Origin of the sequence: Vibrio artabrorum (assembly GCF_024347295.1) — a bacterium.
GTDB lineage: Bacteria > Pseudomonadota > Gammaproteobacteria > Enterobacterales > Vibrionaceae > Vibrio > Vibrio artabrorum.
In genome coordinates, this window is record NZ_AP025458.1 from 2,270,740 (window position 1) to 2,287,534 (window position 16,795).

General features: G+C 44.6%; 15 protein-coding genes and 1 pseudogene. 10 read left to right on the forward strand and 6 right to left on the reverse strand.

The features are described from left to right. Positions 1-115 precede the first annotated feature (115 nt). Both OCU36_RS10135 and OCU36_RS10140 read left to right on the forward strand, forming a co-directional pair. A complete protein-coding gene (locus OCU36_RS10135) occupies positions 116-403 on the forward strand; it encodes a hypothetical protein (RefSeq protein ID WP_261837896.1) in 288 nt (95 codons plus the stop codon). Positions 404-425: 22 nt separating this feature from the next. Further along, entirely contained in the window at positions 426-869 is a 444-nt protein-coding gene (locus OCU36_RS10140) for a YaiI/YqxD family protein (protein ID WP_261837897.1), read from the forward strand. 109 nt (positions 870-978) lie between these two features. Here the strand turns inward: OCU36_RS10140 and OCU36_RS10145 are convergent, their stop codons facing one another. Then, on the reverse strand, positions 979-2,565 hold the full coding sequence (locus OCU36_RS10145; RefSeq protein WP_261837898.1) for an AbgT family transporter: 1,587 nt from the start codon (positions 2,563-2,565) through the stop codon (positions 979-981). Between the two features lie 388 nt (positions 2,566-2,953). Then, a complete protein-coding gene (gene ykgO, locus OCU36_RS10150; protein ID WP_004734365.1) occupies positions 2,954-3,079 on the reverse strand; it encodes a type B 50S ribosomal protein L36 in 126 nt (41 codons plus the stop codon). A 124-nt stretch (positions 3,080-3,203) separates the two neighbouring features. Here ykgO and tsaA point away from each other — a divergent pair, with 124 nt between their 5' ends. The 5 genes from tsaA (at position 3,204) to OCU36_RS10175 (ending at position 6,895) form a co-directional block, all read left to right on the forward strand. Continuing rightward, positions 3,204-3,899: a tRNA (N6-threonylcarbamoyladenosine(37)-N6)-methyltransferase TrmO gene (tsaA, locus tag OCU36_RS10155; RefSeq protein WP_261837899.1), complete on the forward strand. Its 696-nt coding sequence runs from the start codon at positions 3,204-3,206 to the stop codon at positions 3,897-3,899. Between the two features lie 101 nt (positions 3,900-4,000). Further along, a complete protein-coding gene (locus OCU36_RS10160; RefSeq protein WP_261837900.1) occupies positions 4,001-5,719 on the forward strand; it encodes a proline--tRNA ligase in 1,719 nt (572 codons plus the stop codon). A gap of 220 nt (positions 5,720-5,939) precedes the next feature. Next, complete coding sequence (locus tag OCU36_RS10165) at positions 5,940-6,143, forward strand: YaeP family protein (protein ID WP_017086219.1); 204 nt, start codon at positions 5,940-5,942, stop codon at positions 6,141-6,143. Position 6,144: 1 nt separating this feature from the next. After that, positions 6,145-6,336 carry a DUF4250 domain-containing protein gene (locus OCU36_RS10170; RefSeq protein WP_261837901.1) on the forward strand — a complete coding sequence of 64 codons (192 nt, stop codon included), beginning with the start codon at positions 6,145-6,147 and terminating at the stop codon, positions 6,334-6,336. 232 nt (positions 6,337-6,568) lie between these two features. Further along, positions 6,569-6,895: a hypothetical protein gene (locus OCU36_RS10175; RefSeq protein ID WP_261837902.1), complete on the forward strand. Its 327-nt coding sequence runs from the start codon at positions 6,569-6,571 to the stop codon at positions 6,893-6,895. Positions 6,896-7,375: 480 nt separating this feature from the next. Here OCU36_RS10175 and glyA read toward each other — a convergent pair whose 3' ends face one another. After that, positions 7,376-8,626 (reverse strand): serine hydroxymethyltransferase, encoded by a 1,251-nt coding sequence (gene glyA / locus OCU36_RS10180; protein ID WP_261837903.1) that lies wholly within the window; start codon positions 8,624-8,626, stop codon positions 7,376-7,378. Between the two features lie 347 nt (positions 8,627-8,973). Here glyA and OCU36_RS10185 point away from each other — a divergent pair, with 347 nt between their 5' ends. The 3 genes and pseudogenes from OCU36_RS10185 (at position 8,974) to OCU36_RS10195 (ending at position 12,234) form a co-directional block, all read left to right on the forward strand. Beyond that, positions 8,974-9,576, forward strand: coding sequence for a YitT family protein (locus OCU36_RS10185; protein ID WP_261839725.1), 603 nt, complete (start codon positions 8,974-8,976; stop codon positions 9,574-9,576). Positions 9,577-9,658: 82 nt separating this feature from the next. Continuing rightward, positions 9,659-11,223: pseudogene (locus OCU36_RS10190) on the forward strand (winged helix-turn-helix domain-containing protein). Positions 11,224-11,325: 102 nt separating this feature from the next. Beyond that, entirely contained in the window at positions 11,326-12,234 is a 909-nt protein-coding gene (locus tag OCU36_RS10195) for a hypothetical protein (protein ID WP_261837905.1), read from the forward strand. A gap of 143 nt (positions 12,235-12,377) precedes the next feature. Here OCU36_RS10195 and treC read toward each other — a convergent pair whose 3' ends face one another. The 3 genes from treC to treR all read right to left on the reverse strand — a co-directional run bounded on the left by treC (position 12,378) and on the right by treR (position 16,759). Next, positions 12,378-14,063 (reverse strand): alpha,alpha-phosphotrehalase, encoded by a 1,686-nt coding sequence (gene treC / locus OCU36_RS10200; RefSeq protein ID WP_261837906.1) that lies wholly within the window; start codon positions 14,061-14,063, stop codon positions 12,378-12,380. A 122-nt stretch (positions 14,064-14,185) separates the two neighbouring features. Next, positions 14,186-15,610 (reverse strand): PTS trehalose transporter subunit IIBC, encoded by a 1,425-nt coding sequence (treB, locus tag OCU36_RS10205; RefSeq protein ID WP_261837907.1) that lies wholly within the window; start codon positions 15,608-15,610, stop codon positions 14,186-14,188. Positions 15,611-15,814: 204 nt separating this feature from the next. Then, the gene (gene treR / locus OCU36_RS10210; protein WP_261837908.1) at positions 15,815-16,759 is read right to left on the reverse strand and encodes a trehalose operon repressor TreR; all 945 of its coding nucleotides are present in this window, start codon (positions 16,757-16,759) and stop codon (positions 15,815-15,817) included. Between the last annotated feature and the right edge of the window lie 36 nt (positions 16,760-16,795).

The following is a 16,795-nucleotide window of genomic DNA, read 5'->3' on the forward strand; positions in this document are numbered from 1 at the left end:
TCGCGTTATCTCACAGCCTTTGTAAGAGATCTCTCACAAGCTATGGGCGGTTTTATGATTCGCTATCATTCACCAGAGCGAGTAAAATGACTAAAGACTAAAAATGGAGGTCAACATGCTGACAAAAGATGTGTCTGAAGAGTTAAAAACTGTGCTTGAAGGACTGCAAGCGCAAGGGAAAGAGCCGACCGTTGCTTTAGTTAAGGCCCGTATGAGCACATCAGTTCCGATGCCTGCTTTAATCGCGACCATCAAGAGCTGGAAAAGCGCAAATCGCGTTCCTAAAGTGGAAGTCGCGACACAAGAAGCGCCGGCACTCGATCGTGTTAGCCAACTGGAAAAGCAAATCCTTGAACTCACCGCTCGCGTTGCCACACTAGAAGCTAAGCTATTAGACAAATAAGCTAACAGAGAAATAGAACACTATGAAGATATGGGTTGATGCGGACGCTTGTCCCAAGGTTATCCGAGAAACAATCGTACGCGCCGCTGAGCGCACAGGGGTACAATGCACCTTTGTGGCAAACCATCTGGTTCCGGTTCCCAAACGCAACAACATTCACTCAATTCAAGTACCGAGCGGGTTTGATATCGCTGACGACGAAATCGTAAAACGCACAGAGCCCGGTGACCTCGTGATTACCTCTGACATTCCTCTGGCGGATGAAGTGATCACCAAAGGCGGACAAGCACTCAGCTCTCGCGGCGAGCTTTACACCAAAGAGACCATCAAAGCACGTCTCAACATTCGTGACTTTATGGATACCATGCGTTCAAGCGGTATCCAAACGGGTGGACCAAGCACCCTTTCTCAAACTGAGCGTCGTGAATTCGCGAATCATTTGGATAGAATTCTAGCCAAACGTTAGTCCATCCATTTACGTTTGATTTATCAAAACAAAAAAACCTGCAATCTATGCAGGTTTTTTATTATCGATAAAGAAGAGGTTCCCCATCGAAGCGATAACTCACTCTATACTAAGGTGTGTAGTACGTTGCAGCACCAGGGCCGACAGGAAGACCGAATACGAAGACCCATAGGTAGAACAAGATACTCCAACCGAACATGAATACCATTGAGTAAGGCAACATGGTCGCGATCAGTGTACCGATACCCAGGTTCTTCATGTAGCGAGTCGCTACGGCAAGGATAAGACCGAAGTAGCTCATCATTGGTGTAATGATGTTGGTTGTTGAATCACCGATACGGTATGCCGCTTGAATCGTTTCCGGAGCGTAGCCTACTAGCATTAGCATTGGAACGAAGATTGGCGCTGTTACTGCCCACTGTGCAGAAGCTGAACCGATCATCAGGTTAATGAAGCCACACATTAGGATGAATGCGAAGAACAGCATTGGACCCGTTAGGCCGATATCCTGAAGGAATGTTGCGCCACCGACAGCGACCACTTGACCAAAGTTAGTCCACTTAAAGAAAGCAACAAACTGTGCAGCAAAGAATACAAGAACAATGTACATGCCCATCGAAGACATAGACGTTGCCATTGCATTAATCACATCACGGTCACTCTTCATTGAACCAGTAACTTTGCCGTAAACAAAACCAGGAATAGCAAAGAAGACGAAGATAAATGCGACAATACTTTTTAGAAATGGAGAACCTGAAATCGTACCCGCTTCTGAACGCAGAACACCGTCAGCAGGAACCACCGTCCAAGCTAAAAGCGCACTGACGATGAATACAGCAACACCCGCTAGCTTAAGGCCTTTCTTCTCAATAGCAGTCAGCTTACCCATAGAGTCATTTGAAAGATCTTCAGACGCCTCTTCATCGTTGTACTTACCGAGCTTGGGTTCAACAATTTTCTCTGTTACTAACGCACCTGTAATCGCAATGAAGAAGGTAGAAACAAACATGAAGTACCAGTTTGATTCGGGACCAACAGAGTAAGATGGGTCTATCATTTGAGCGGCTGTTTCTGTAATACCAGAAAGCAATGGATCAACCGTACCGATTAAAAGGTTTGCAGAGTAACCGCCAGAGACACCCGCGAACGCGGCTGCGAGACCAGCCAATGGGTGACGCCCCAAAGAGTGGAAAAGCATTGCTGCCAACGGGATAAGTACCACATAACCCAACTCAGAAGCCGTGTTAGAGATAATACCGGCAAAAACGACAGTAACCGTAACCATGCGCTTAGATGCGCCCATTACCATACCACGCATAGCCGCTGATAACAGACCTGAATGCTCAGCAATCGCAACACCGAGCATTGCAACAAGCACTGTACCAAGTGGCGCAAAGCCAACAAAGTTTTTAACTAGATTCGTAACAATGAGCTGTAAGCCTTCAGCATTAAGTAAACTTACAACGTAGATCATGCCATCAGCGGAACGACCGTTGGCACCTTCTGGGCGAGGATCCATAACTGAAACGTCGAAGTAACCAGCGATCCCTGAAGAAATCAGTATTGCGACACAGAAGATTGCGAAAAGAGTAATTGGGTGGGGTAATAGATTCCCCAAATATTCAACACCATCGAGAAAGCGGGTAAAAATAGGTTTCTTTGGTGAGTTGTTTTGTATTGAAGCTGATGAACTCATCAGTTCCCTCCTTGTAGTGATTCCTGTGCAATTGTGACAAAAATGTTCAAATTGCCAACGCAGAGTACGCGACAAAAGTATCGATGAAAAACCCCAAAATGTTACAAAACATGTAACATTTGATAATTTTTAACCAAACAAAAACAATTAATTAGCAAATTAAACCACAAAAAACACCAAGCTTAGAATTATAGCTCACACAAAGATATTCATAAAAGATATGGTTAAAACTATAACCTATTGATTTAACTTGTTATAAGGTTCTCCGTGCGATAAAATCCACTTTAGCGTCCACTGGCCTCGATTCGAAGGAAAAGAAATACAGACTAATGAACGACGTTTGACTTTTCCCTCGCTTTTTACACACATGTCACATCAAACAGACCGCCTATTTTTGAACCGCTTTAAATCTCGGATTGGTTTTGCAGATAACATAATGACGCCCTCTGCGCTTTACTATCTGACAATCAGGATGACGGCTTTTCGCACTTTTAAGTGATTTCACAACTTTCATTCTATTTCCCTTAAACAATCAATTTGAAATGTTATAACATTTCAAATGATAATTATTATCAAAAGAAAAACAAGCGATTTTATGATATTTTTCCGTCTTAATCGTAATCAGAGAACACCCAACTATGTACACCATTGAACCTGTTGGCTTTATTGAGTCTCCTTATAAAGAGAAGTTCGCTGTGCCAAGGCAGCCTAGGTTAGTACCGACATCCACCTCTAGAGTTAGGTTGGTTGATGCAGCAAACTGTCTTGAGTCTGTGCGTGATATTGAGCAATTTAGCCATGTTTGGTTACTGTTTCTGTTCGACAAGAACCTTGAAGCTGGCTGGAAACCAACGGTGAGACCCCCTCGCCTTGGTGGGAACGAACGTATTGGTGTATTCGCGTCTCGTGCCACATTCAGACCCAATGGAATTGGCATGTCAGCGGTTGAACTAAAAGGCGTGTCTCAAGAGAAAGGACAAACTTGGTTGGATCTCGGCAGCGTCGACTTAGTAGACGGCACACCGATCATCGACATCAAGCCCTATATCCCCTACTCAGATTCGATTCCGAATGCATTGGGAGGATTTGCCACCGATGAACCAGAGGTGCTCGACGTTAACTTTTCGCAGCAAGCGCAAAATAAGCTCGCCAGTCATCCACAAGCACGCCATATCATTCAGGTGATCAAAGAAGTATTAGGCCAAGATCCTCGCCCTGCCTATAAGAAAGGTAAGCCTGACAACAAGGAATATGCGGTAAATTTATTCGATCTTAACGTGAAATTCGTGGTTGAAACGCTTTTCATCAATGTAACTGACATTGAACGCTTTTGAGATCCCAAATAGGCTGATATTATATACGGCTATATCAGATTTGCTGTGGTCACTAAGCACAGCAAGTTTTCTTTTATCAATGATGAAACGGATACCATAGAATGCGTACCAGTAACTACCTTCTTTCTACTCTGAAAGAGACTCCAAACGACGCAGAAGTTATCAGCCACCAGCTGATGCTACGTGCAGGTATGATCCGTAAGCTAGCTTCAGGTTTATATACTTGGCTACCTACCGGTCTACGTGTACTGCGTAAAGTTGAAAATATCGTTCGCCAAGAGATCGATAATGCAGGTGCCGTTGAAATCTTGATGCCCGTCGTTCAACCGTTTGAGCTTTGGGAAGAGACTGGCCGCAGCGAAAAGATGGGGCCTGAGCTACTTCGTTTCACAGACCGTCACTCTCGTCCGTTTGTTCTTAGCCCAACAGCTGAAGAAGTAGTGACGAGCCTAGTACGTAACGAAATCAGCTCTTACAAACAGCTCCCGCTAAACCTGTACCAAATCCAGACTAAATTCCGTGATGAGCGCCGCCCTCGTTTTGGTGTAATGCGTGCACGTGAATTCTCTATGATGGATGCGTACAGCTTTGATATCGATAAAGAAGGCTTAGAAAAGTCTTACCAAGCGATGCACGATGCTTACTGTAAAGCATTCGACCGCATGGGCCTTGAGTACCGTCCAGTATTGGCAGACTCTGGCGCAATCGGCGGCAGCGGCTCTCAAGAATTCCACGTTCTTGCTGAAAGCGGCGAAGACCTAATCGCATTCTCTACAGAATCTGATTACGCAGCGAACATCGAGAAAGCAGAAGCACTGGCTCCAACGACTGAAGCGGCAGCGCCAACTCAAGAGATGGAACTCGTTGATACGCCAAACGCAAAAACAATCGCAGAATTGGTAGAGCAACACGGTCTAGCCATCGAGAAGACCGTTAAGACTCTATTCGTTAAAGCTTCTGATGAAGTAGACGCTGATATCATCGCGCTCATCATCCGTGGCGACCACGAACTGAACGAAGTGAAAGCAGAGAACCTTCCACAAGTTGCTTCTCCACTAGAGATGGCTTCTGAAGAAGAAATCCGTGCACTTGTTGGTGCCGGCCCGGGTTCACTTGGCCCTGTTGGCCTAGAGCTACCATTTATCGTTGACCGCTCTGTTGCTGTAATGAGCGACTTCGGCGCGGGCGCAAACGTAGATGGTAAGCACTACTTTGGCATCAACTGGGGTCGTGATGTAGAGCTTGCTCAAGTTGAAGACCTACGTAACGTTGTTGAAGGCGACCTTAGCCCATGTGGTCAAGGTACTATCCAACTTAAGCGTGGTATCGAAGTTGGTCACATCTTCCAACTGGGTAATACTTACTCTAAAGCAATGAACTGTAACGTGCTTGGTCCGGATGGTAAGAGCGTTATCCTAGAAATGGGTTGTTACGGTATCGGTGTTTCACGTGTTGTTGCATCGGCTATCGAGCAAAACCACGATAAATTCGGTATCACTTGGCCTGACGCACTAGCGCCGTTCCAAGTTGCTATCGTACCAATGAACATGCACAAATCTGAGCGCGTTAAAGAAGCCGCTGAAAAGCTATACGCTGAACTGACTGCAATGGGTATCGAAGTTTTATTCGATGACCGTAAAGAACGTCCAGGTGTCATGTTTAAAGATATCGAACTAGTGGGTATCCCTCACACTATCGTTATCGGCGATCGCAGCATGGACGAAGGCAACTTCGAATACAAAAACCGTCGCACTGGTGATAAAGAAGCTATCGCTATGGACACAGTTATCGACCACCTTAAAGCTCAACTCGCTAAGTAATCCGATAACTGACCAGATAACCATTGAAAGGCTGCCATTAGGTGGCCTTTTATTTATCAGTAAAGAAAATCCACTGCGACCGAATATCCACTGAGTTCTCTTGCTGGTGAAATGAGACATTGAGCCAGAACAAAATAACCCTGCTCTTCATAATCTCCACTTTGTTTTATCTACCTCTATGTGTATATTGAGAGCAGTTATCATTTGGTTAGGTATAAAAATGAAAGTATACGATTGTTGTGATTTGGTGCGTGAACTGTATTCTCAAATTGGCAGTGGCGACCAAGGCTATATTCCTAAAGCGATCACCTGTGCGGTCAAAACATTGAATGACCTTGCTGCAGATGAAGCACTGCCGAAAGAGGCAAGAGATCGTGCCGCCTTTGCCGCAGCTAACCTGTTGATCTCTGATTTCGAGGACTAATATGAATCTCGCTAACTTTGAAAAGATGGATCCCGTGATGTTGATGAGTATCGTCAACATGAAGCTACGTGACGACTTCGGTGGGGATTTAGATCGAGTGATCAATTTCTATGAAATAGACAAAGCAGCATTAATCGCAAAACTGGCATCTGCGGGGTTTGATTATCTTCCAGAAGCCAAACAGTTTCGATAGTCATTTAGAACACGCATAATTTTGAAAGACCAGCCTCAGTGTTGGTCTTTTTTTTTGATGATACGTATTGGATAAACATGTAGTGAGTCAATAATAAATTATCTGCCTACATCTATACTTGTATATCTTAGAGTCAACGAACGCACCTTGAACCAAAGCGTATTGTTGTATAGGCTACCTCAAGTACCCTATGACATTCATCGCCACATTCGATAATACCGAAGGACTAATAATGAAAAGACTCGGAATTTTAGCCGTTATCGCAGCCACATTCATGGCTGGGTGCGCTTCAAATACTCAGCAAGACAACTTTCGTGAAGCCTCTTTTGAGCTGTGTAATACTGAAGTCGATATCTACTCTGTCAGCCAAGATGAGCGCGTTCGTATCGTCTGCTCTGACGGTTCCAAGTTCGCTTTGAACAGCGAAGACACGCTGGAAGTTATGCGTGATATCAACATCGACTACTGTGATGGCGAGGGCTTAGGCAAATTCAATGAAAGCCGCAACTACTACTCATTTAAGTGTAAGTCAGGCACTTTATTGAGCATCAAAAAATAAAACCAAGATCAGAAAACGCTAAAGGGTTGATGTGCAAACATCAGCCCTTTTTGTTACCTGCAATAACCCATCTTCAAAAACAAAAAAAGGCTCCTATGAAGGAGCCTCTAGTATCATCATTTTTCAAAGTAGACGTTGAAACTCTAGAAGAGCACGCGGAGCTTACGGATGTAAGTGAGCATGCTCGACAACGACTTTATTACTTACGAATACAAAAAAGGCTCCCAACAGGAGCCTTCAAATTTACCGTTTTTCAAAGTAGTCGTTTGAAATTCTAGGAGAGCACGCGGAGCTTACGGATGTAAGTGAGCATGCTCGACAACGACTTTATTACTACGAACACAAAAAAGGCTCCCAACAGGAGCCTTCAAATTTACCGTTTTTCAAAGTAGTCGTTTGAAATTCTAGGAGAGCACGCGGAGCTTACGGATGTAAGTGAGCATGGTCGACAACGAAGTTCAAATTACTACGCAGAAGAAATTATGCGTAAACCGGTAGACGCTTACAGATCTCTAGTACTTTTGCTTTCGTTGCTTCGATAACAGACTCATCACCCATGTTATCTAGGATGTCACACATCCAACCTGCTAGCTCTTTCGCATCGGCTTCTGAGAAACCGCGGCGAGTAATAGAAGGAGAACCGATACGGATACCTGAAGTCACGAACGGGCTACGTGGATCGTTAGGTACTGAGTTCTTGTTCACCGTAATGTTCGCTGAACCTAGTGCTGCATCCGCTTCTTTACCTGTGATGTCTTTGTCGATTAGGTCAACTAGGAACAGGTGGTTCTCTGTAGAACCTGACACGATGTTGTAACCGCGTGCTAGGAATTCAGCAACCATTGCTTTTGCGTTAGCAACGACGCGAGCTTGGTACTCTTTGAACTCTGGCTCTAGCGCTTCTTTGAACGCTACAGCTTTACCCGCGATAACGTGCATTAGAGGGCCACCTTGACCGCCTGGGAATACTGCTGAGTTTAGCTTCTTGTAAAGATCTTCACCTTCATTAGAAAGAATAAGACCGCCACGAGGACCAGCAAGCGTTTTGTGCGTTGTTGTTGTTACAACGTGAGCGTGTGGAACTGGATTCGGGTAAACGCCCGCAGCGATTAGACCAGCAACGTGAGCCATATCTACGAAGAAGTAAGCACCAACTTTGTCAGCGATTTCACGCATGCGCTTCCAATCACAAACTTGAGAGTAAGCAGAGAAACCACCGATGATCATCTTAGGCTTATGCTCGATCGCTAGCGCTTCCATCTCTTCGTAATCGATTTGACCGGCTTCATCGATGCCGTAAGGAATGATGTTGTAAAGCTTACCAGAGAAGTTGACTGGAGAACCGTGAGTAAGGTGACCACCGTGCGCAAGGCTCATGCCCAGAACGGTATCGCCAGCGTTTAGAAGAGCCATGTACACAGCGTTGTTTGCTTGAGAACCTGAGTGAGGTTGTACGTTTGCGTATTGCGCGCCAAACAGTTCACATGCACGTTCGATTGCTAACGTTTCAACTTTATCTACGTACTCACAACCACCGTAGTAACGCTTACCTGGGTAGCCTTCAGCGTATTTGTTTGTAAGTTGAGAACCTTGCGCTTCCATTACACGTGGGCTTGTGTAGTTTTCTGAAGCGATAAGTTCGATGTGCTCTTCCTGACGAAGAGTTTCTTCTTGGATAGCTGCGAATAGATCCGCATCGTAATCAGCAATGTTCATGTCACGCTTAAGCATCTGTATCTCCTGACTCAGATTGTACTGAAAGTTTCAAAAAAACCGCACAACGACCGAAAGCAAACGTTTTCGTCACTGTTTTAATGCGATGCATTCTACATAATTTGATCTGGGTCATAAAGAGCTAATTGCCATTTTATCATGCAGTTTTTTCATAATCACAAATAAGATTCATCATGGTTATTAAGCTTATCGAACCAAAGATGACGCTTACTGTCAATTATACGCTTTACACCCTGTAAAACGCAGATTACATAGGTTTACCTTAATTTTGCACCTCAAGCTACCGAAAGCTAAAGTTTTTCTCTACTATGCTCGCCTTTATTGGTTAGGTAATGACAAAAACGATGGAAAAACACTCACGTAAAGAAGATTGGATCGCGATTCTCACTGGCACGTTTTTGGTGGCGTTAGGCGTCTTCTTTTTGCAGTCAGCGAATCTGCTTACCGGTGGTACTACAGGTCTGGCTCTGCTTTTGAGTCAATTCTTGCCTGTAACCTTTGGTACTTTGTACTTTATGGCCAATTGCCCTTTCTACTTGTTAGCATGGAAACGGTTCGGCCGTAGCTTTGCGATTAGCAGTGCCATCGCTGGGGCGTTAGTGTCTGTCCTTGCTGACCATTTATACTTAGTTATTTCGCTAGAAGTTCATAACGAGATCTATTGTGCTGTTGCCGGCGGCTTGTTAATGGGCTTAGGTATGCTAATCCTATTCCGTCACCGCTCAAGCCTAGGTGGTTTCAACGTATTGTGTTTGTTTATCCAAGACCGCTACGGTATCTCGGTAGGTAAAACACAAATGGGTATTGATGCGTGTATTCTGTTTGCCTCGTTCTTCTTCGTATCCCCTTGGATAATTGCCGTTTCAGTATTGGGCACCGCTGTATTGAATATCGTGCTTGCGATGAATCATAAACCAACTCGCTACTCGGTGAATTACGCGTCTTAATACCTATCACCCTGTGAATTACTAGCTGTTTTTAATAACAAAAACAGCTAGAATTTAGGTTTTATAAACCGTCGCCTTTTCTATGCAAGATTACCTCTCTAGCGCCAAAGACCAACAAGCCTCTATTTATATTGAAGGCTTGAAATTCAACCCCAACACACGAGTCTTAAGCTGCGACGAGCAGGTCATCGATTTAGAACCTCGTTCTATTGAATTACTCGAACTGTTTCTGACTAGCGTGGGAGAACCGCTCGCTGCTGAGCACATCATTGAATCTGTATGGCAAAGTAACTTCATTTCTAAAAATGTTCTGACAAACCGAATCAGTACCTTACGTTCAGTACTTCAAAAAAACCTACCAGATAGCGACGCGACCAAAATACTGGTGACTTATCCACGCAAGGGTTATTTCCTTAACCCAAGTTCGGTTAGCTTTGCTGCGGCTTCCCCTGGTACCGAAGCGGATGATACCGCCATAGAATCTCCAACCAGCCAAAAAGGATTGGGCTCCAATCCAGTTAACCCTTGGCTTGTTGTGGTGTCTTTGGTTTTACTGATCAGCACTGCGGTAATGGGTTATATGCTTTGGCAATCTTCGACTCGTGCTTCTGAAGTCGAACGCGACCAACGATTGATTCCTAAGGTGGAACTTCTCCTGAATCGATTGGATGCCATTGGCGATAATTCCAGAAAATACCGAAAAGTCGTAAAAGCATTAATACTTCAACAGCAGATTGAATACGCCTACACCGATCTTGCTAACCAAGATGCGCCAAGCTACTTCCTTGACCCTATAGATAGCTCTCCCTTCTTTCCGGGCGCAAAGAACATGCGTACCAGTGATTACCTGCTTAACATTCAGCTGAAGGATCAAGAGGTAGATAAACGCCTTGTCGCTAAAATAAGCCTGATTTACCCAAACTCAGGGAAGTTGGCGTTTGGTGGGGTTTACTCTATTGATGTTAATAACATCAGCAGCAGCGTTATGGAGATCAACCGAGAGTTGGCTAACTACTTTGCTCTGCCTGCACCATTGTCGCCAGACTGGTCAGTCGATAATACCGAAGTCAGCGAATTGCTGAGTGGAAAAACCATCACGTTTGATGGCATCAAGCTCAACACCATGACGTCTACTCTGATTGCACGACAACTTGCTCTATTTGAAACGGATCAGAAGAAGCTCATTGCGTTCACCAATCTTGTTCAAACTCGATTTAAGTTACTGCCAGACGAACTCAAACTTTGGGTCGGTATCATTCATTTCAAACTGAGAGATCTGCAAACCGCAAAAGAGCTCCTAACCAATACCTCAGGAAACTCTACGATCGAAAATGCGTTGGTTTATATGATGGTTTCTCACATTGCTTATAAGCAAGGCAACATGGAGAAGTTCCGCCTCAACTACATGGAGTCGCTGGTTGCGTTATTGAGAGTGGTTCCATCCGAAGATCTATTCGCTCGACTATCTAAACCTGAATCTAAATCGACCTGCCTACAACCTTGGAAGAGCTTAAAGCTAAGCGTTAAAGAGCCTTTAATCATAAAGCAGTGGGAAAAGTTAATGCTTAACTACTGCACCGCTGTCGGGCAACAGTTCTCAAATGACAAATAAAAACCTTTAAAATAAGCAACTTAAATATAAATTAAGATCTTATGTGACTTCGTTTTTTGCCCTATTAACTCTCCCAACAATAGCATTCCTAAAAACATCGGGCCCACCAAGGGCTTCCAACTTTAGGAATGTTCAACATGAAAAAAACAATGACGCTGCTAGCGACCTCTCTCTTTGCTCTCTATGGTTGTGGTGGCGGAGGCGGCTCTTCTTCTGGTTCTACAGATGGTAATAAAGGTCCAAGCAGTCAGGTTGACTACCCTATTGCGAGCTCTGCATTTTCCCCTAAACCAGAAACAACATTGGGCTACTCGTTTACCAAAGATGGTCAGACTGAAGGCGTGATGACAATGAACTTCACTCCTTTAAGCGGTGAACTCATTATTGCAGGGTTACAAGAAGAGGCCGGCAATGAAGCGGTCGTTCAAGTTATCAATGATCTGATCAATTACGGCATCACCGAATTTTATGTTTCTGAAGACATCATGACGAATGTTGAAGGTACACAAGAAGACGGCAGCATTTATTTTGCAGGCCCTGACCGCGGTCTACATGAAGTCACCAATGCTTACTTTATTGATAGCCTATTCATCACAACAGTTATGCGCAGCAGTCCACTTTTTCGTTTGAATGGCGCCGATGTGAAAGAAAGTAACCCTAACCTCGATATCAGTGAAGAAACCACCTCACGACTAATGACTCTAAATGGTGCAGATGTCAAAAATATATTAGACGACTTTGAAGAGCACCTATGGGTGAAAAATTTGCCGATTGATACTTCATGCCAAGTTACCTGGCAACGAAAAATTGGCGAAACAGGCGTACGTAAGAGTTTCACTATCTCAGAAAAATCAATCGAAGCGGCGAACCTAACAGAAAAAAACACCTACTACATTAACTGTGAAGGTATGGATTCGACAGAATTTGGCACATCATCAGAGCGTTGGTTCAACCCTAGCATCGGTTTGATTAAACAGATTGAATTGATGTCTGTAGAACAATCTATGATCGAAGAGTCAGCAGCGATACTGACTTCGATTAGCTAGCCTTGACTTAGATTCACTGAACCTGAGCGTAACTGCTGACTAGCCACAAGCAATAAAAAGGCTTTGGGGAGCACTCCAAAGCCTTTGTAGAAGCCTAAATCCTTTAAGGGGAATAGAATTAGGCTTATTGAAATGAAACAAGGCTAACTTTCAATCAAGAGAATACGAGTCTCGTAAGGACGCAAAACTTGATGATGAGACGTAACAGAACGCTCGCTCACTGGATAATTTGACAACAAACTCTTCGCCTTCGTCATCTCAAAACGCTCCGGTAACACGCACTCCGCCTCTTCACCATAATAGTTGTTAATGCACAGCAAGGTTTGCCCTTCGTTCTCACGTGCATACGCAAAAATGGATGAGTGCTCAGACAGTAGATCTTGATAACTGCCATCCGTAATCACTGGTACTTGTTTACGTAACTCAATCAAGCTCTTATAGAAATAGAAAACTGAGTCTTTGTCTTCAAGTGCTTGCTCAGCGTTAATTTCAGAGTAATTATTCGCTACATCAAGCCATGGCTGAGCTTGTGAGAATCCTGCGTAAGGCTCACTGTTCCATTGCATTGGTGTACGAGAGTTATCACGAGACTTCTGCGCCAAAATCGCCATCATATCTTGATGAGCCACACCATCACGGTTGACCATGATGTCGTACATATTGGTACTCTCAACATCACGATACTGGCTAATTTCAGTATAGCCAGGGTTAGTCATGCCAATCTCTTCACCTTGATAGATATAAGGTGTGCCCTGCATCATGTGGACAGAAGCGGCGAGCATCTTGGCTGATTCAACGCGATATTGCTGATCGTTACCTAAGCGGCTCACCACTCTTGGTTGGTCGTGGTTACACCAGAATAGTGCACCCCAACCTTTGCCGTTCAATCCCGTTTGCCAGTGGTTAAAGATCGACTTGAGCTGTAAGAAATCGAATGGCGCATGAGTCCACTTCTCACCATTGGTGTAATCGACCTTAAGGTGGTGGAAGTTAAACACCATCGATAGCTCACTGTTATCAACGTTTGAGTATTGCTGACAATGTTCCAACGTAGTTGAAGACATCTCACCGACGGTCACGCTGCCGTACTTCTGGAAGACCGCTTCGCTGATCTCTTTCAGGTATTCGTGCACACGTGGACCATCGGTATAGAAACGACGGCCATCGCCAATATCATCATTAGGGAAGTCTTGCTGCTTCGAAATCAGGTTGATCACGTCCAAGCGGAAACCATCAACACCCTTCTCGGCCCAAAAGCTGATCACGTCTTTCACTTCTTCGCGCACAACCGGATTCTCCCAGTTGAGATCAGCCTGTTCTTTGGCGAATAAATGTAGGAAGTATTGCCCAGTCGCCTCATCTAATTCCCATGCATTACCACCGAACTTAGATTGCCAGTTGGTTGGCGCTTGACCGTCTACGGGATCTTTCCAGATGTAGTAATCGCGGTACGGGCTGTTTTTGTCGCCCAAAGCAGATTGAAACCATGCATGCTCGGTTGAGGTGTGGTTTACCACGATATCCATCACGATACGGATACCACGTTGGTGCGCTTCAGACAGCAATAAGTCGAAGTCTTGCATGGTGCCGAATTGAGGATTAATCGCGTAGTAGTCTGAAATATCGTAGCCATTATCGATCATGGGTGATGCGTAAACCGGGGTTAGCCAAATCGCATCCACGCTCAAATGTTTGAGGTAATCCAGTTTCGAAATGATCCCTTTGATATCGCCAGTACCCTTACAGCCACTGTCGCAGAAGCTCTTTGGGTAGATTTGATAGATGGTTGCGGTTTTCCACCAGCTTTCATCACGTTCAGTCATCGCCATCTCTAACACTCACTTACCAGAAAATATAAAATAAAAATCACCATGCAAATCATGGTCGAATAGGAGTCATTCCTAAGAGAAGAAGCGATAACTCACTTTGGAGTCATCGCTTATTAAATGCATTACGCGTTCGCGGTTTCTAACTCACCCTTTGATTGGGCTCGCTTGTAGAAGAACAGAGTTAACGTGATAGGCAGTACTATCGCCACCAGCATTGCGACTAGGTAAATCGACCAATATTGAGGTTGGATCGATAGGATGCCCGGCAAGCCGCCAACACCGATACCATTCGCCATCACACCTGCGCTGCCACAGATTGCGGCGGCAACAGCACTACCAATCATTGCGCTCAGCATTGGGAATTTGTATTTAAGGTTAATACCGTACATCGCTGGCTCTGTTACACCTAAGTAGGCTGAGATTGCTGCAGGAACCGAGATATCTCGTTCACCTTCACGCTTACTCAAGATAATGATGCCGACAACCGCTGAAGCTTGTGCAATGTTTGATAGTGCAATCAAAGGCCAGATTGGTGTGCCACCTAAGTCTTGCATCAATTGAAGATCCACCGCGTTGGTGGTGTGGTGAATCCCCGTAATCACCAACGGTGCATATAGGAAACCAAATATCGCAGAACCAATAATCGCAAAGTCGCCGGTCATCGCAGCTTTAGCTGCAAATGCCACACCATCACCAAGCATACGACCAAATGGACCAATAAAGGCGTGAGCCAAAATCACAGACAAGATAATCGAGACAAATGGCACAACAACCAGATATAGGTAAGAGGGTACGATACGCTTGAGGTTCGTCTCAATAAACGCCAAAGCGACCCCCGCTAACATCGCAGGAATGACTTGCGCTTGATAGCCGACTTTCTCAATCACAAACCAGCCAAAGTCCCACACCTCAGGAACCGACTTACCGATCATGTAAGCGTTCATCAATTGCGGGGAAACTAAGGTTATACCGAGCGTGATACCCAAGATCGGGGTTCCACCGAGTTTCTTAACCGTTGACCAACACACGCCAACCGGTAGGAAAAAGAAAATCGCTTCGCCAATCAGCCACAAGAAAGAGTGAACGGTTGCCCAAAATTGGCTAATTTCAACCAAGGTTTTTCCGTCGAACATGCGAATGTCACCAATCACATTACGGAAACCGAGAATCAAACCACCGGTAATAATGGCTGGTAGCAGTGGTACAAAAATTTCGGCTAAATGAGAGATGCCGCGTTCAAGGACGTTCATATTCTGACGAGCCGCCAGTTTCGCCTCATCTTTTGATGATGCCTCTTTGCCAGTTTGCTCAATCAGAAGTGCGTATACCTCATCAACCTCGGTGCCAATAACCACTTGGAATTGACCTGCATTCGTAAAACAGCCTTTTACTAACTTAAGCTTCTCTAATTCTACTTTGCTCGCTTGTTCTGTATCGTTCAATACAAAACGCAATCGAGTCAGACAATGGCTGACACTCGCAATGTTCTCTTTGCCGCCGACTAACTCGATAAGACGCGCGACGTCTTGCTTCGCTATCTTACTCATACTATCCCACCCAGGTTTCATTCAATTACTCATCTAAACCGTAAAGCAATAACCACTCAGACTTAGATTTATGGGAACATTCCCAATTACGGTAATTATAATGCCAAGATGGATAATGAATTAAAATGGGAACAGTCCCATTAATTGAAAGCGATCACATTATATTTTTAATCTAGGCGGTTAAATTGCGCTTAATTGAATGGATTATTGAATCGGAGATTGTGTGTGATGAGAGATTTCTGCGTTACCTAAAAGTTGAGAGATCAACAGGTTAGCGGCTAATTTCCCCGCAGACTGATAGCCAGGATCAATGCTAAATACTCGCGGGAACAAAAAAGAGAGAAGATCATTACCACCGACACCGGTAACCACGACATCTTCACGTTGTCGTTCTTGTAAACGTTTAATGACGCCAAGCGCGAGCGTGTCGCTAGCACAAACGATCGCTTGAGTCGCGGGAGTTAGCACTTCATCCACCAACTGATAAGCGCTTTCATGGTGAAGTTGGCCTGTACGATAGTTTGCCATCACGCCCGTATCTTCACACCACTCAAGATAAGCCCTAAGGCGCAATTCACCCGTTGATTTATCGCTGGGATCAACACCAATGAAACTAACCTCAGAGATCCCCTGCTCTGACAAATGGGTCAACGCACTATTGATCACCTGCTGGTTATCATAGTTAATCGACGTTACATTCTCAGTATCTAGGGCTATCACCACAGCTTTGTGTTCCCAAGCTTCAATTGCCGGAATATCACAGTCAGTAAAACCAAACACGATAATCCCATCCACATTACGACGCTTGAGAACCTGTAGGTGCTCATTGGCTTTTTCTCTATCGAGTTGGCTTTCCATGATCAAGACATCGTAATCCGCTCGATACAGCTCAGCCAGCATTGTACTTACCGCTTTATTTTCTGAGGGCGAGTCCAAACGAGAAATGATGACACCGATAACTTTTTGACTGCCACCACGCATCGACTGCGCAGACTTAGAAGGCGTGTACCCTGACTCTTGAATGACTCTTTCTACCCTTTCGCGGGTTTCAGCTTTCACTTTTGGATCGTTGGTCAAAACGCGTGATACCGTTGATTTACCAACACCGGACAGCTTAGCAATATCGAGGATAGTGAGTTTTTTGCTCATAAAAGTCTAATGTTAAAGGAAAGAGAAGAAAAAGTG

Bases quoted from the DNA above. Each gene is read 5' to 3' on its own strand.
- OCU36_RS10145 (WP_261837898.1), bottom strand. From the start codon at position 2,565: ATGAGTTCATCAGCTTCAATACAAAACAACTCACCAAAGAAACCTATT.
- treB (WP_261837907.1), bottom strand. From the start codon at position 15,610: ATGAGTAAGATAGCGAAGCAAGACGTCGCGCGTCTTATCGAGTTAGTC.
- OCU36_RS10195 (WP_261837905.1), top strand. From the start codon at position 11,326: ATGAAAAAAACAATGACGCTGCTAGCGACCTCTCTCTTTGCTCTCTAT.
- OCU36_RS10175 (WP_261837902.1), top strand. From the start codon at position 6,569: ATGAAAAGACTCGGAATTTTAGCCGTTATCGCAGCCACATTCATGGCT.
- OCU36_RS10135 (WP_261837896.1), top strand. From the start codon at position 116: ATGCTGACAAAAGATGTGTCTGAAGAGTTAAAAACTGTGCTTGAAGGA.
- OCU36_RS10140 (WP_261837897.1), top strand. From the start codon at position 426: ATGAAGATATGGGTTGATGCGGACGCTTGTCCCAAGGTTATCCGAGAA.
- tsaA (WP_261837899.1), top strand. From the start codon at position 3,204: ATGTACACCATTGAACCTGTTGGCTTTATTGAGTCTCCTTATAAAGAG.
- OCU36_RS10160 (WP_261837900.1), top strand. From the start codon at position 4,001: ATGCGTACCAGTAACTACCTTCTTTCTACTCTGAAAGAGACTCCAAAC.
- ykgO (WP_004734365.1), bottom strand. From the start codon at position 3,079: ATGAAAGTTGTGAAATCACTTAAAAGTGCGAAAAGCCGTCATCCTGAT.
- glyA (WP_261837903.1), bottom strand. From the start codon at position 8,626: ATGCTTAAGCGTGACATGAACATTGCTGATTACGATGCGGATCTATTC.
- OCU36_RS10165 (WP_017086219.1), top strand. From the start codon at position 5,940: ATGAAAGTATACGATTGTTGTGATTTGGTGCGTGAACTGTATTCTCAA.
- treR (WP_261837908.1), bottom strand. From the start codon at position 16,759: ATGAGCAAAAAACTCACTATCCTCGATATTGCTAAGCTGTCCGGTGTT.
- OCU36_RS10170 (WP_261837901.1), top strand. From the start codon at position 6,145: ATGAATCTCGCTAACTTTGAAAAGATGGATCCCGTGATGTTGATGAGT.
- OCU36_RS10185 (WP_261839725.1), top strand. From the start codon at position 8,974: ATGGAAAAACACTCACGTAAAGAAGATTGGATCGCGATTCTCACTGGC.
- treC (WP_261837906.1), bottom strand. From the start codon at position 14,063: ATGGCGATGACTGAACGTGATGAAAGCTGGTGGAAAACCGCAACCATC.